At 33.7% G+C, this 15,312-nt stretch carries 11 protein-coding genes; 4 read left to right on the top strand and 7 right to left on the bottom strand.

All coding sequences use genetic code 11. The features are described 5' to 3' along the window. Positions 1 to 2: 2 nt before the first annotated feature. The 4 genes from BTO05_RS06375 to BTO05_RS06360 form a co-directional block, all read right to left on the bottom strand. The gene (locus BTO05_RS06375) at positions 3 to 2,525 is read right to left on the bottom strand and encodes a zinc-dependent metalloprotease (RefSeq protein WP_087491855.1); all 2,523 of its coding nucleotides are present in this window, start codon (positions 2,523 to 2,525) and stop codon (positions 3 to 5) included. Positions 2,526 to 2,646: 121 nt separating this feature from the next. Then, positions 2,647 to 4,338, bottom strand: coding sequence for a lysine--tRNA ligase (gene lysS, locus BTO05_RS06370; protein ID WP_087491854.1), 1,692 nt, complete (start codon positions 4,336 to 4,338; stop codon positions 2,647 to 2,649). A gap of 80 nt (positions 4,339 to 4,418) precedes the next feature. Next, positions 4,419 to 4,991: a thioredoxin family protein gene (locus tag BTO05_RS06365; RefSeq protein ID WP_087491853.1), complete on the bottom strand. Its 573-nt coding sequence runs from the start codon at positions 4,989 to 4,991 to the stop codon at positions 4,419 to 4,421. 107 nt (positions 4,992 to 5,098) lie between these two features. Further along, positions 5,099 to 6,157 (bottom strand): response regulator transcription factor, encoded by a 1,059-nt coding sequence (locus BTO05_RS06360; protein ID WP_232459790.1) that lies wholly within the window; start codon positions 6,155 to 6,157, stop codon positions 5,099 to 5,101. 106 nt (positions 6,158 to 6,263) lie between these two features. Between BTO05_RS06360 and BTO05_RS06355 the strand changes: the two genes are divergently transcribed. Genes BTO05_RS06355 through lipB form a run of 3 tightly spaced genes read left to right on the top strand, consistent with a single transcriptional unit; the run spans position 6,264 to position 7,955 of the window. Further along, positions 6,264 to 6,422 carry a YqaE/Pmp3 family membrane protein gene (locus tag BTO05_RS06355; RefSeq protein WP_087491852.1) on the top strand — a complete coding sequence of 53 codons (159 nt, stop codon included), beginning with the start codon at positions 6,264 to 6,266 and terminating at the stop codon, positions 6,420 to 6,422. A gap of 38 nt (positions 6,423 to 6,460) precedes the next feature. Continuing rightward, positions 6,461 to 7,264 carry a hypothetical protein gene (locus tag BTO05_RS06350; protein ID WP_087491851.1) on the top strand — a complete coding sequence of 268 codons (804 nt, stop codon included), beginning with the start codon at positions 6,461 to 6,463 and terminating at the stop codon, positions 7,262 to 7,264. Continuing rightward, on the top strand, positions 7,257 to 7,955 hold the full coding sequence (gene lipB / locus BTO05_RS06345; RefSeq protein ID WP_087491850.1) for a lipoyl(octanoyl) transferase LipB: 699 nt from the start codon (positions 7,257 to 7,259) through the stop codon (positions 7,953 to 7,955). Before BTO05_RS06350 ends, lipB begins: the two co-directional genes overlap by 8 nt. Here lipB and BTO05_RS06340 read toward each other — a convergent pair. The 3 genes from BTO05_RS06340 to BTO05_RS06330 form a co-directional block, all read right to left on the bottom strand. Next, positions 7,952 to 9,004: a nucleoid-associated protein gene (locus tag BTO05_RS06340; RefSeq protein WP_087491849.1), complete on the bottom strand. Its 1,053-nt coding sequence runs from the start codon at positions 9,002 to 9,004 to the stop codon at positions 7,952 to 7,954. The genes lipB and BTO05_RS06340 overlap by 4 nt on opposite strands. Positions 9,005 to 9,073: 69 nt before the next feature. Next, positions 9,074 to 11,425 (bottom strand): hypothetical protein, encoded by a 2,352-nt coding sequence (locus tag BTO05_RS06335; RefSeq protein WP_087491848.1) that lies wholly within the window; start codon positions 11,423 to 11,425, stop codon positions 9,074 to 9,076. A gap of 33 nt (positions 11,426 to 11,458) precedes the next feature. Beyond that, the gene (locus tag BTO05_RS06330) at positions 11,459 to 12,061 is read right to left on the bottom strand and encodes a ribonuclease HII (protein ID WP_087491847.1); all 603 of its coding nucleotides are present in this window, start codon (positions 12,059 to 12,061) and stop codon (positions 11,459 to 11,461) included. 204 nt (positions 12,062 to 12,265) lie between these two features. Here BTO05_RS06330 and BTO05_RS06325 point away from each other — a divergent pair, with 204 nt between their 5' ends. Next, the gene (locus BTO05_RS06325) at positions 12,266 to 15,307 is read left to right on the top strand and encodes a SusC/RagA family TonB-linked outer membrane protein (protein ID WP_087491846.1); all 3,042 of its coding nucleotides are present in this window, start codon (positions 12,266 to 12,268) and stop codon (positions 15,305 to 15,307) included. Positions 15,308 to 15,312 lie beyond the last annotated feature (5 nt).

Here is a 15,312-nt window from a genome sequence, read left to right as displayed (position 1 = left end):
GACTACTTATTAGGGTCTAAAATATTATTTACGCGCTCTAAAGCATCCGCGATATGAATTCTACTCATAGAATCTCCGCCGCGTGCATTTCTCAATTGAGAACGTAGTGATTTTAATTCTGCTCTAACAACAGCTCTAATATCTGATTGACTAACATTTACAGAAGTGCCACCAAAGAAACGTCTAAACTGTGCAGGAATTGCAGGTTGTTCATTCTTCATGATGAACTCCATACGCTCAATGTAAGCGCGTTGAAGATTACGTCTGTAGATATCAATTTTTCTTCCGTTACGTAATTCACTAAATAAACCACGACGTAAATCTTTCATCATATCGTAAAGCCCATATGCTTTGTCACCATTTATAGATTCGTTTTCAAGAAGACGTTGCATTCTTCCAAAATCCATCATATTGTTCAATGTACGAGTTTGGATTCCTCTAACTCGTTCTATGTGACCAGCACTTTCAATTTTATTAAAGATATTGTTATCTAACATCCAATCTGGAGTTGTAAATAATTGGTCTTGTAAAAACTGCATTGCTTTTTTCTGGTGACCATCAGCTACGTGAGTATATACAGCACCTTCTTGGTCGTATGTTTTATAATATTCGTAAACACCGCCAATATTTGAAGCAACATGCCCCATATAACGGTTAAACTGTCCTAAAACTTGTCCATACATTGTTCCTAAATCATCATAGTTCTTACCATCTTCAGCAGTCCATTCGATTAAGTTAGGTACAATGCGCTTTAAGTTTTTAATTCCGTACTCACTTGCTAAAACAGCATCATCACCTAAATCTTCAGTTTGAGAACTTGGGTCAATAACACCAAATTGTTGTCTTCCAAAGCGGTACATTGGGTCACCTGCTTTTTCAAGAATCCAACTGTCTAAAGTTTTCTTTTCGTCTTCAGCGGTTTTTGCCTCTAAAATAGGTCTATAACCCCAGTTAATAGCATACTTGTCGTAAGGTCCGATATTTGGCATTAACGCAACACCTTCGTCACCTGGTTGAGCTACGTAATTAAAACGTGCGTAATCCATAATCGATGGTGCAGTACCATATTTTTTAGTGAACTCAGGATCTCTTAAATCCTCAACTTTATAAGCAACACTACTTCCCATATTATGAGGAAGTCCTAAAGTGTGTCCTACTTCGTGAGCAGATACAAAACGTATTAAACGTCCCATAACTTCATCTTTAAAAGCAACGCCACGAGCGTCAGGGTTTATAGCTGCAGTTTGTACAAAGAACCAGTTACGTAATAATGTCATTACGTTGTGGTACCAGTTAATATCACTTTCTAAAATCTCTCCAGAACGTGGGTCACTTACGTGTGGTCCATTTGCGTTAGGAATTGGAGAAGCTAAATAGCGTACTACAGAATATCTTACATCTTCTGGTGACCATTCTGGGTCTTCCTCAACTGTTGGTGGGTCTTTTGCTATGATAGCGTTTTTGAAACCTGCTGCTTCGAAAGCAACTTGCCAATCTTCAATACCTTGTTTGATGTATTTTTTCCATTGGTCTGGAGTTGCTCTGTCTATATAATAAACAATTTGTTTCTTAGGCTCAACTAATTCGCCACGCTTAAATTTTTCGATATCTTCATCTTTAACTTCTAGTCTCCAACGATCTAAATAACGAACTGTTTTACTTTCTTGAGCATCTAAACCATAATCGGTTTGACCTCTTCCAAACCATCCAACACGTTGGTCAAAATTACGACGCTGCATTGGTACTTTAGGTAAAAGTATCATTGAGTTGTTAATCTCTAAAGAAATTGTTCCTGTGCTTGAGTTAGAAGGTGGACGACCAGCAATATATGTCTTCACGTGTCTTGCTTCAATATTTTCAGGATAACTTTTAAGAGACTCGATAAAAGATTTTTCAGAGTCTAATCTAGATATTCTATAACCTTGACGTCTTCCTTGAGGGAAACCTAATGCTTTTACATCTTTGCTAAACATTGGTGTTACATCAATAACTGTTTTTGTAGAATCTTTACTAAATGCTTTTATAGGAAAAGCATATAGAATTGGCTCAAAATTAGAATTCACAACAGCTTCGTGTACAGGTAAAGAGTCTGCAGCAACAACTGAATGAGATACTACTCTAACTAATACTTTTTTGTCTTTCTTTTGCCAGCGTAAAACTTGTGTGTTTTGTTTACCACCACCAAAACCAATACCATTGGCAGTTTTAGCGATACGAGTCACCATTAACATTTCTCTTTCAAAAAGAGAATCTGGAATTTCGTAAAAGAATTTGTCATCAATTTTATGAACGTCAAATAGGCCTTTGTCAGTTTTTGCATCCTTGGTAATTACCTTAGCATAAGGTTTGATAGCGTTTTTTCCTGGTTTTTTTGCAGGTGGTTTTTTCATAGCAGTTGCACCAGCTTTCTTTGATTTACTTGCTTTTTTTGCAGTATCACATGAGAAAACTAAAAATGCGCATGCTACAAATAGTAGTTTAATGCGTAAATGTTTCACAGTTAGTTGGATTTTAAAATTTCGCATGAAAATACATAAACAGAACGTTTTTAGTTAGGTTGAAACTGTTATTTAGTATTTATTTAACGCGAATTAAAACAAAAAAGCACGTCTTACTAGACGTGCTTTAATTATCTATTGGGGATAACTATTTTAACTCAACAAACAAACCTTCGTCTGTTTTTTCGACTTTGGTTACACCTAACTTGCTTAAACCTTTTAATCCTTTGTCCCAAGCCTTATTACTTAAGCCTGCTTTTGATTTTAATTGATTTAAATCCATTCTGCTTTCAGATTTTAAAATTTCAAATATTGCTTTCTCATTGTCATTCATCTCAACGGCTTTTTTCTCAGGTTTCATTTGAGGAAAAAATAACACTTCTTGTATAGACTGATTATTGGTTAAAAACATGATTAATCTATCCATACCAATTCCCATACCAGATGTTGGTGGCATTCCGTATTCTAAAGCACGTAAAAAATCATGGTCTATAAACTCTGTAGCTTCATCGTCTCCTTTTTGAGCTAGTTTTAATTGATGTTCAAAACGTTCACGTTGATCAATTGGGTCATTTAATTCAGAGTAGGCATTTGCGATTTCTTTACCACAAACCATAAGTTCAAAACGCTCAGTTAGTTCTGGGTTTTCGCGATGTTCTTTACAAAGCGGGCTCATTTCTTTTGGGTAATCGGTAATAAAGGTTGGTTGTATATAATTGCCTTCACATTTTTCACCAAAAATTTCATCTATGAGTTTTCCTTTACCCATAGTCTCGTCAACTTCAATGTGCATGTCTTTACACGCTTGGCGAATTTCATCTTCAGATTTATTGTTAATATCAAAGCCTGTGAATTCTAATATAGAATCACGCATTGTGATGCGTTTATATGGTGCTTTAAAGTTTACCTTATGCTCTCCAAAAGTAGTTTCTGTAGTTCCGTTTACAGCGATAGCACAATGTTCTAGAAGCTTTTCACAAAAATCCATCATCCAGTTGTAATCTTTGTAAGCTACATAGATTTCCATAGCTGTAAATTCTGGATTGTGTGTTCTATCCATACCTTCGTTACGGAAGTTTTTTGAAAACTCATACACACCATCAAAACCACCAACGATTAATCGTTTTAAGTACAGCTCGTTGGCAATACGCATGTACAATGGTATATCTAAACTGTTATGATGTGTTATAAATGGACGTGCTGCAGCACCACCAGGAATTGGTTGTAGAATTGGTGTTTCTACTTCAAAATAACCAGCGTCGTTAAAGAATTCACGCATCGCATTGAATAACTTTGTGCGTTTTACAAAAACCTCTTTCACGTGCGGGTTTACTGCAAGGTCTGCATAACGCTGACGATAACGCATTTCTGGGTCGTTAAATTCGTCATAACTGTTACCTTCTGCATCTTGTTTTGGTAATGGTAATGGTTTTAATGCTTTACTTAATAATGTAAAATTCTTTACCATAACCGTTTTTTCACCAACTTGCGTGGTAAATAATTCGCCTTCAATACCAATAAAATCTCCTATGTCTAGAAGTTTTTTGTAAACATCGTTGTATAATTTTTTGTCTTCGCCAGTACAAATTTCGTCGCGGTTAAAATATACTTGTATGCGACCTTCGCTATCTTGTAGTTCTGCGAAAGAAGCTTTACCTTGAATGCGTCGGGACATCAAACGACCAGCAATAATGACCTGTTTGCCTTCTTTAAAATCCTGTTTAATCTTGCCCGAAGTATTATTTACTGGATATAAATCTGCAGGATATGGATTGATATCCATAGCGCGTAATTTGCTAAGTTTGTCACGGCGGACTAATTCTTGTTCTGAAAGCTGCATTCTCTGTGTTTTAAAGCTGCAAAATTAAGCTATTTCAAAAAATTAGAGAACTAGTTTTAGTATCAATTTAACGCGTGTGTTTATTTTACTTTTTTCTCTTTCTTTTTTACTCCAAAATAGTTGGGTTTATAGTTGTTTTGAGTAATGATGTTTAGGATGTCCTTTTCTAAAGTTTCAACAGGACGTTCAATCACTCTATTAACTTCTTTTCCGTCTTTATAGATTATAAATGTCGGTACACGGACAATATTTAAACCTTCTTCCTCATGTTGTGGACTTTCTTTGTACATGCCCTTTTCTCTGCTTACAGCAACTGCCATTAACTGATTCATTGGATAATCTGCACCTTCTAAGATTTTATAAAATTTAGGTACTTCGCGTTTGCTATCTCCGCACCATGTTCCCATAAATAATTTTATGTCGTAGTCTTTAAGATTTAGTTTCAATGTTTTGATAACTTCAGCATCTGGTTTGTATTTTTCGTAGTTGTTGTTAAACCATGAGCTATATTTTTCGTCTTCAAAACCACTTTTGTCAATTTTGCCAATGAGATAGGCTTGTTTTCCCTCGGGTTTAAACTCTGTATTTAGTTCTTGTGCTTTACATGTAGTAAAAACTAATGCAAAAAGGAATATATAAAATAACTGTTTCATAATTTGATTGTTTGAAATGATTAGGTCTCAAAAATCAAAAAACGGAATAGAATTTTTTAAATACAAAGGTTTGAAATTGGTACTAGTACCTAGGTTGAATTTTGTAACTAATTGAAAAACAATGATTTTGCTTCGTCTCGAGATTGTACTTCTAACTTTTTATAAATACTATTTGTATGTGTTTTGATGGTGCTAACACTAATAAAAAGAGTTTCGGCAATGTCTTTGTTTGTTTTATTCTGAAGAATTAGGTCCAAAACCACACGTTCTTGTTTAGATAATCTTTGCTTTAAGTTTTCGAACGATTGCTTTTTGCTTTTCTTCTTCTTAGAAATGAGATATATATTCAGTATAACAGATACAATTAGTAGGCACAATGCGATATATAACCAATTAAATTCTGTTTTTGTTTCAGATTGCGTGTTTAGCATGTACAAATCTGAATTCAATTCATTTTTGTATTGTTTGGTATATGTAGCTTCAGGATAATTAGATGCCAGTCTAAGGCTTAAATTCTCGTAATAATTATTAGTCTTTAAATCTTCGACATAATAGCTATGCAAATCACTTGTTCTGTCTGATAAATAAGAATATATATAAAGTTCAGCTAAGGGTTCGTTTAGGGATTTTCCAAAATCTTGTAGTGTTTTAAACCATTTTTTGTTGTTTAATTTGCGATTGGCTTCACTTCTAAATTCGCCATATGCAAAACGCATATCTGCTTTTAGAGAATCTATTTTTACAAAAGCAGTTGCTTTATCGTTTGTTGAGTCTATGTCACAAAACACTTGATTTTCAAATGAAAAAGGAAGTTTTAATGTGTCTGTATTATTAGCAATAAAAATGATTTCTTTACTGTCGCTACAATGTCCGTTAAAGTGATTTGCATCTTGTGTGGCTTCAGAGCATTTGTCTATGTGAATGCGGTAAATGCGGTTTTCTGTCTCTAGCATATTTCCTTTAAACTCAAAATATCCAGTAGCGTCTGCAGTAGTTTTAGCAATGATTTGTTCTGTATATACACCAGAGATTTTTCTGTAATCTTCGACAACGGATAAGTAAACGGTATTCTGCCATTCGTTAGGTTCTATGTATCCGGAAAATGAATATTGCGCTTTGCAAAGCGTGAAAACAAATAGAAATAAGATGACGAGTTTTAATCTCATGTAACGAATCTAAGGATTTTTTTGAAAATAAAGACGCTACTAATCTTGTTGTAACATTTATTGCAATGCTGCGTCATATAATTACATCAAATCAAAAAATAAAATTATGAGTTTCTGGAGAGTTCTTCTCGCTATTATTTGTCCGCCATTATCTGTAATAGGTAAGGGTTGTGGGTCTATTTTAATTGTCTTTCTTTTATGGCTATGTGGTTGGGTGCCAGGTGTCATTGCAGCATTGGTTATTTTAAATAATCCTGAGCGATAATATTGTACCTTTGTCTTACTAATTTAATCTACCTAAAAATGAAAAAACTTATTGCATGCCTAGCTTTTTTAAGTCTATTAACAAGTTGTAATGTCACCGAAACTATTGTTTTTACTGAAGATGGCTCTGGCGAGTTCTTAGTTAGTTACGATATGGGTGAGATGATGACTCAGATGAAAGAGACAATGGGTGGAAGTACAGATAGTGCTGAAAAGAAAGAAGCCGGTGAGGTTTTTGACACAACGATGATTTTTGCAGATATTATGGAAGTTTATAAAGATAGTGTAGCAGCTTTGCCAGAAGAGCAACGATTAGCTATGGAATATGTAAAAGATATGTATATGACTATGAATATGGATGAAGATGCTGGCAAAATGAATATGGGCATTGGTATGAAATTTAATTCCATCAATGATTTAAAAGATATACAAGACAAAATAAAAAAAGCGCAAAGCCTTAATGCTCAAAGCGGTCAAGCAGATGCTATGAAAAATGGTTCGCCATTAGGTAAATTTGCTGGTAATGACGATGCTAAAGTTGCTTATAATTATAGTAATTCTGGTTTTTCGAGGTTAACTACTATACCAGAACTAAGCGAAGCAGAATATGAAGAGATGGAGTCTATGTTTGATGACAATGATGAAACTGATAAAGAGTTTATGCAATATTTTGAAGCCTCGTATTATAATGTGGAATTAGTTTTTCCTAAACGCGTAAAATCTGTTGATATTGAAGGAGCTGTAATTTCTGAAGATGGTAAAACGGTGACTTATAAAGCCAGTTGGATAGATTATATTAAAAACCCTAAATCGTTAGATGTCAACGTTACATTTTATGAATAAAAAGGTAAAATTCGAAGATTTAGGCTCTAAAAATTTTAAAGATACTTGGGATTATCAAGAACAACTTTTTAAAGCCATATTAGATACCAAAATTAAGAATAGGCGTGAGGATGCTGGATTGCAAACTGACAATCATTTTCTGTTTGTAGAACACCCGCATGTGTATACTTTGGGTAAGAGCGGTGACTTATCTAATCTTTTACTTTCTGAGGCACAGCTTAAACAAAAAGGGGCAACATTCTATAAAATAAATCGCGGAGGAGATATCACCTATCATGGACCAGGACAAATTGTAGGTTACCCTATTTTGGACTTAGACAATTTTTTTACTGACATTCACAAATACCTTCGCTTTCTTGAAGAATGTATTATTTTAACACTAGCTGAATACGGTTTAAAAACTGAAAGAAGTCCGGGTGAAACTGGTGTTTGGTTAGATGTAGGTACACCATTTGCTCGAAAAATTTGTGCCTTAGGCGTTCGTGCTAGTCGATGGGTGACAATGCATGGTTTTGCGCTAAACGTTAATGCGGATTTGGGGTATTTTGATAATATAATTCCATGCGGAATTCGCGGCAAAGCAGTGACTTCGCTTAATGTAGAATTAGGAGTTGATAAAGTCGATGAAGCTGAAGTAAAGACTAAAATATTGAAGCATTTTACTACTCTTTTTGAGGCTGAGTTTGTTTAATTATTCTCCTCATTAAAAAACACTTTATAAAAATGCATTTTCTTTTCGTTATCATAACCTCTTTCTAGATATTCTGCAGAGGCGTCAGGAGCGTCTACATCTAACTTTATTTGAATATTTGTGTCTAGTTTTATTTCGGTTTTAATCTTTTGTTTTTGCTTTTTAAGTGCAATTTCAGAGACGTCAAATTGATTTCTGATTAAAACACTATTATCAGTTTCGTAGATTTTTTTATAATCTTCAAACTGACGAATTTGGTCTTCAGAATCAAAGACTTCTTCTTTAAAATTCTCAATATTTATGATTTCATTTTCTTTAAAAAAATCAACAGTTTTTGCCAAGAAATTGCTTTGTTCTTGTCCACCAAAATTAGGTTGTAAAACTTCTTTTGAAAACTCACGACACATCTCAATACAATTCTTGGTGTGTTGGTTACTATCGTCTGGATATTTGATGTTCAAAAAGCTTTTAATCCAATATTGGGCATCGTAATTATTGTTGTCAACACTAAGTACAATTTTTCCTTCCATGTCTGATGTGTTGAGTATCAAACAGCCTTTATCCACCTTTTTGGCTTGTATACCTTTTTGTACTAAAATGTCGTAGTTGTTTTGCTCTAAATAGGTTTGAAAAAATTCTGATTTATTTTCAATTTTAAAAACACCAACAGCATCTGTAAAATAGTCTTGGTATTGTATGTTTTCGAAATGACAAATAAAGACATCTCCTGTTTTTATTTGAGCAGAATTACTTTGTTCAAATAAATGTGTGACAATATGTTTAGAAACCTCCACAAAACCACCATCATCAGAAAATATTTGTTCGCTGTAAGTATTAATTTCATTAAGGCTAACGTCTGAATGGTGATTAAAACGGTAGGTCTCAGCAACGCTCACAAAGGGTTTTAAAAGGTAAGGTAATATCAGTTGATAAGTGGCTTCATCGAAATGAACAGTAGCATCTGAAAATGCATTTTTTGTACCGTTAAATTTGTTGCCAACTTTATGTATAATTAAGTCTTTTATTGAAGCTTTTTGGCGTTTAATCATGAGTGCTAATGGGCTAAAATTTTGAGAATTACAATAGTACAAAAATAGCTTTCAATACTAGGAAGAATGTTAGTTGATTTTATAAACAATAATAGTTTTGTTATCACTTTGCGTAATGAGTTCTAGACCTCTTTCCTTATCCAGATTTTGAAGCTCTGCAGAGGCAGTTCCAAAAACAGGAAAGTTTGGTAAGAGTTTTGCTTGGCTATCAAATAAATAGACTTTTTTTGCGTCCAAATCTGTTGCGCTAACATAGATTTTGTCATTTAAATAAAAGATTTTTGGAGTTGTATAATTCCCAAAGTCTAAATCTAAAATGTTGCTTTTTATTTTTAGTTTATTATCGCTCATACCAACAAGAGTTTTACTTGTGGTAACAATCTCAGAATTTACTGGTAACTCAAACGATTTATAGTCGATATTTCCATTTGTATTAACCTGCGCTAGTTGCCCGGTTTTAGATAGTGTGGTGAATCTGTTTTTGTACAAAAAAATTGGATTATCCGAAAACTCTATATTGTCTTTGACATTAACACGCTCTTGTCCTTGACGGTTTAAGATTTCTAACTTTTTCCCTTGAGAAAATACAATGTAGTCTTTACGGCCAACTCTAAAATGTTTTGGCTGACTACTAATCGTATTTGCAGATTTTTGGTACTTAAACCCATTAACACGCTTTGCGTTTGTATCATACATAATTAATGACTTGTCTTGTGTTACCAAAAGGCGATAATTTTTGCGATTTTCATAATCAAAAACGGATAGAGGTTGTGTGATTTTGTCATTGAATTTTTTAGGGAAAGCACCAACATCTTTTCCGTTTCGGTCTATAACATAAATACGATTTGGTGTCGCAAAAGCTAACTGAAGCCTACCGTTTTTATATATATCTATTTGCTCAACCTTTCCTAGTATATTTCCGTCAAGTTGTTTTTTCCATAGGATTTGTCCACTGTTAGAAATTAAATATAGATTGTTCATCACATCTTGAACTATAATTTCATGAGTATTATTTCGATGGTTTTTTACAGTTTGCGGCTGCATTAAAATTTCTGATGAAAGTGTTACGGAGAAATCATCAGTTACAGAGTTGCTACTTGCTCTTTTACGGTATTTTGAAAGAACTCCATTAATATGAGCAAAATTTGTTTCATATACATATTGTACAGCATTTGCATTATAGCCTCTTACTGGACGGTTTAAAAAATCATACAAACCTTCGCCATTTTTGTATATTAAGTATGAGGATTCGTCTGCGAGTTGTAGACTTATATCTTCAAATTTTTCAGAAGCCGCTAGTGTTTGATTATTTACTTTTTGAGATATGATATGCTGAAGTGTTTTAATATTGTTCGAAAACACTGCGAAGTTTTCATAAACAAAAACTAATGAAGCTTTTTTAAACGAAAAGAAAGGCGAAAATCTATTACTAAAAACAGAATCATTTTCAAATTTAAAAATTGAAACATCTTTAAAGGTTTCTGAATCTGAGTTTAATTCTTCAAAAAAAGCTTCCTCAAGTAAATTATCGTCTAAAGTGTTTAGCGTTATGGCTTCACCGAATTTGGTATTTATTAAAGCGATTTCATTGGATAAATTTAATATATCAGAAGTAGAGTCTTTCCCGATAGTATTTAGTTTTGAAATGTTCTCAGAAAAAATTGAATAATCATCAAATGAAATTCTTGTAAAACTTTCTATATCTTTAGGAATAATATTTGCTAAGCGAAACTCTTGAGGAATAGTGTTTTTAAAAATATTCTGCAGAGATAAAGAATCATCATTCTTTGTGAAGCCACTATAGTTGATATTGTCTCCTTCTATATTTAGGTCTAAAACTTCGTATTCTGAATTATTTTTTAAGGCATTTCTTTTTAGAATGATGTCATTATCACTTTTATTTTTAAAAACTAATGAGGCTTCAGCTTTTGAGTCTGTCGTAGCGATTAGTTTTTTTAATTCAGGATTCGAATTTGTTTTAGTTGAGTCAACAAGTTTAAAATCATCACTACCAAAGAAAAAGCCATTAATATTTCGATGATAAAGTGTGTCCCTATTATTGATAGTTTTTATAATATCGCTATCTAGTATTTTTTCAGATAAGATGTCTGAAGTTGGATCCACTTGAAAAAGGGATTCTGAATATTCGGTAATAAGTGTAAAGCTACTATTGTCAGATATAGATAAATATATGGGTTTGGATGTATTTAAAAATTCAGCCTTTGATAATAAGGCATCAATTTTAAGCTCGTCAAAAGGAATATTTTTTTGAGATAAGGCTTTTAACTCATTAAATGCATTGACCTTTATAATAGTATGGTGTGAACTAGGAATTAAATCTGAAACATCGGTTTTAATTTTGTAGCGCTCAGAACAAGCACATAAAAAAAGGATTAATATATAAAGAAGATGTTTTTTCATCAAGAGATTAATTTTCTACAAATATATTAAGACTCAAAAATCTAATTGATATTGTTCGGGAAGTAAACGAAAAGATTTGCGATGGTATTTTGTAATGCCATACTTTTTGATAGCTGCACGATGCTCTTTAGTTGGATAACCTTTGTTTTGTTTCCAATTATACATTGGAAATTGTTTGTGTATTTCTTCCATATATAAATCTCTGTAGGTTTTTGCCAAAACAGATGCTGCAGCAATACTTAGGTATTTGCTGTCTCCTTTAACGATGGTTTTGTACGGAATACTTTTATATGGTTTAAAACGATTGCCATCAACAATTATAAATTTGGGTTGCGGATTTAATTTTTCAATTGAGACTTGCATAGCTTTTATTGAAGCATTCAATATATTAATAGTGTCAATTTCTTCTTGAAAAATATGCGATACTCCAAACGATATTGCTTCTGTTTCTATAATAGGTCTGAGTAATAAGCGTTTTTTTTCGGACAACTGCTTAGAGTCATTTAGAATTGTGTTTTTGAATTTTGAATCTAAAATAACAGCAGCCGCAGTGACCGGACCAGCTAAACAACCTCTTCCAGCTTCGTCAGTTCCGCACTCTAAATCTTGATTTGAAAACGTATTTATTAAATTCATAATTATAGCGATTGAAAAATACATTCAATTATTAAAATATCAATATAAACCGCCAGTATATTTTGAATACACAAAATAATAAAAAGGATATTGCTGTATTATTAAGTTTTATGCGTCTTCCTTTAACATTTTTTTATGCTATTCCCTTGGATTTTTAATATTTTATTATGATGTTTGCGGAAGACTAACTCAAATAATTGTTTTATGAAATTAAAGTTAACATGGTTATTAACGCTCTTTATGGCGTTTGTAATGCAGCTTTCTTTTGGACAAGAGAAAGCCATTACGGGAACAGTTACAGATTCTAATGGTATACCATTACCAGGAGTAAATGTAATTGTAAAGGGTACCGCAAGAGGTGCTCAAACAGACTTTGACGGAAATTATTCTGTTAAGGCTAATACAGGAGATGTTCTTATCTTCTCTTTCGTTAGTATGAAAACTACCGAAAAAACTGTAGGTGCAGGTAATGTCATTAATGTAAGTATGGCAGATGATGTTGCATCACTAGATGAGGTTGTTATTACTGGTTACTCAACTACAACTAAGGCAAAGTCAAGTGTGTCTTCTGTAAGAGTTTCTAGCGAAACAATCGAAAACAGACCAAACGCGAGTTTTGTTCAAACATTATCTGGACAGGTTCCAGGTTTGAATATTACAACAAGTAGTGGTCAACCAGGTGGTAACTCTTTAGTTCAGTTGCGTGGTGTTTCTTCTATTGGTGGTAATACAGAGCCATTATTTATTATTGATGGTGCTCCAGTGGATGAAGATAACTTTCGTTCATTAAACCCTCAAGACATTCAGTCTATTGATGTTCTTAAGGATGCTGGTGCAACTGCTATTTATGGTAACAGAGGTGCGAACGGTGTAATTGTAATTAAGACAAGACAAGGTAACTTTGGTCAAGGACTAAAGATTAACTACAACGGTTTTGTTTCTTACAGTAGTCTTCAAGACAATGATTACAACGCGATGTCATCACAAGAATTATTAACTTATGAAAGAGAAAGAGGAAACGGTGCTGGTGCTGGTGTAAGTACAGGTGCATTTAACCCTGGAAACGGAACGCCTTTAACAGATGCTCAAATTGCAGCTGCTCCTAACTTTAGCTGGAGAGACTTTTTCTTCCGTACAGGTGTAACACAAAGTCATACGGTTTCTTTATCTAGTGGTAGTGAAAATACATCACAGTTTACATCTTTTGGTTTTCAAGATACAGAAGGTATATTAAGACAGAGTGATTTAAAACGTTTTAATATTCGTTCTAACGTTTCTGGTAAATCAAGTAATGGTAAGTTTAACTATGGTACTAACTTAACAGTAAACTACTCTAAGTCTAACGAGCCTAACAGTATTGGTTCTGGAGCTATTAATCGTAACTATGTATTAGGAGCTTTTGTTTCTGTACCATACATTACTGCTGATGATTATACTAATGGTGCTGCTTTATTATCACCATTATCATTTACTAATACACCTTTATTCTTATTAGATAGATTGAATACTTTTACAAGATTCGATGAAGAGGTTAAAATTGTAGGTAGTGCAAACTTTAACTATAAGTTTACGGATTGGTTATCTGCAAATGTGGTAGCTGCTGCTGATTATCAAGCAGAGGATGCTTTAAGAGCTGAAGGCCCAACATCATTTAACGCATTGTTATTTGGTGGCGCTGAGAACCCAACTTCTGGTTTCCAACAACAAAATAACACAAGAGTATTTTCTTATAACCAAGTAACTTCGTTAAACTTTAACAAAGCATTTGGTAAGCATACTGTAGATGTAGGTCTATACACTGAATACTTTAAAGCACATTTAAGAGCTTTCGGTTATTTTGCAAACGGTCTTAACCCTGCAACTTTCTCTCCTGGAGATGGTGCTGGTTTAGTACAACAAGCAAATGGATTATTTAATGACGAAGCAAATGCTACTATAAGAAACGCTGGTTTATTCTCTTACTTCGGATCTGCGGATTGGGATTATGATACTAGATTTGGTCTTAGTGCAACTGTACGTCGTGATGCATCTTACAGATTCTCTGGGTCTAACAGATGGGGTACTTTCTACTCTGTGTCTGGTCGTTGGAACATATCTAACGAGAGCTTCATGGAAGGTTCTGACTTCAATAACTTAAAGATAAGAGCATCTTATGGTACTGCGGGTAACCAAGATATCGTAGGTGGAGGATTATTCTCTGCTCCAGATAGATTCTTAGATTTATTTACAACTGCAGGTGGTTACGGAAACATTAGTGCGATTACATTGGCACAAGTAGGTAACAGAGATTTATCTTGGGAGACTGTATCTTCTTTAAACGTAGGTCTTGACTTTGGTGTATGGGATAACAAATTAAGAGGTAGTATAGATTACTACGAAAGAGAGACAAGCGATCTTTTTCAGCAAACTCCATTATCTGCGACTACAGGCTTTACAGGTCAACCAGCAAATACAGGTTTATTATATAACCGTGGTGTTGATTTCACTGTGTCTTATGACGTTTTCAGACCTAAGTCTGAAGGTGGTTTCGGTATGACTGTTGGAGTTGTAGGTAACTTTAATCAAACTGAATTACAAGAAGTTCCTAACCCAGAAGGAGAGATTATCGGTCTTGGTCGTAATGGAGGTATATTAGGAGAGTACTTTACTCTACAATATGCAGGTGTTAACCCAGCAACTGGTAATTTATTATATTTAGATGCTAACGGGAACACTACTGAAAATCCAGATGCTGATAACGACAGAGTTTGGATAGATAAAAACATTATTCCAGATTGGAATGGTAGTTTTAACTTAGATTTAGATTATAAAGGATTTTTCTTAACTACACAATGGAACTATGTAATAGGTGTTGATAGATTTGATAATGATTATGCAGATTTAGTAGACCCTACAGCTGTTAGTCAGTTTAATTTATCTACTGATATCTTAAGAGCGTGGAAACAACCAGGTGATGTTACTGATCAACCAAGATTTAATGCAACTAACTTAAATTCATTTCCTGGATCGGATAGATTCTTAAGAAGTGCTGATTATTTAAGATTACGTTTTGCTAGTTTTGGATACTCATTCCCATCTGAAACTTTAGAAAATACTGGTTTCACAAATGCTAGAATTTTCTTAAACGGTGAGAACTTGTTAACATTCACTGAGTGGAGAGGTTTTGATCCAGAAACACGTAGCAATGGATCTAGACAATATCCAACGCCAAGAACAATTTCTTTCGGATTAGAATTAGGATTTTAAAAAAA

This window comes from Winogradskyella sp. PC-19, assembly GCF_002163855.1.
Lineage (GTDB): Bacteria > Bacteroidota > Bacteroidia > Flavobacteriales > Flavobacteriaceae > Winogradskyella.
The sequence above is the reverse complement of the archived record's forward strand: the minus strand, read 5'-3'. Positions and strand labels throughout refer to the sequence as shown.

Bases quoted from the DNA above. Each gene is read 5' to 3' on its own strand.
- BTO05_RS06375 (WP_087491855.1), bottom strand. From the start codon at position 2,525: ATGCGAAATTTTAAAATCCAACTAACTGTGAAACATTTACGCATTAAA.
- lysS (WP_087491854.1), bottom strand. From the start codon at position 4,338: ATGCAGCTTTCAGAACAAGAATTAGTCCGCCGTGACAAACTTAGCAAA.
- BTO05_RS06365 (WP_087491853.1), bottom strand. From the start codon at position 4,991: ATGAAACAGTTATTTTATATATTCCTTTTTGCATTAGTTTTTACTACA.
- BTO05_RS06360 (WP_232459790.1), bottom strand. From the start codon at position 6,157: ATGAGATTAAAACTCGTCATCTTATTTCTATTTGTTTTCACGCTTTGC.
- BTO05_RS06355 (WP_087491852.1), top strand. From the start codon at position 6,264: ATGAGTTTCTGGAGAGTTCTTCTCGCTATTATTTGTCCGCCATTATCT.
- BTO05_RS06350 (WP_087491851.1), top strand. From the start codon at position 6,461: ATGAAAAAACTTATTGCATGCCTAGCTTTTTTAAGTCTATTAACAAGT.
- lipB (WP_087491850.1), top strand. From the start codon at position 7,257: ATGAATAAAAAGGTAAAATTCGAAGATTTAGGCTCTAAAAATTTTAAA.
- BTO05_RS06340 (WP_087491849.1), bottom strand. From the start codon at position 9,004: ATGATTAAACGCCAAAAAGCTTCAATAAAAGACTTAATTATACATAAA.
- BTO05_RS06335 (WP_087491848.1), bottom strand. From the start codon at position 11,425: ATGAAAAAACATCTTCTTTATATATTAATCCTTTTTTTATGTGCTTGT.
- BTO05_RS06330 (WP_087491847.1), bottom strand. From the start codon at position 12,061: ATGAATTTAATAAATACGTTTTCAAATCAAGATTTAGAGTGCGGAACT.
- BTO05_RS06325 (WP_087491846.1), top strand. From the start codon at position 12,266: ATGAAATTAAAGTTAACATGGTTATTAACGCTCTTTATGGCGTTTGTA.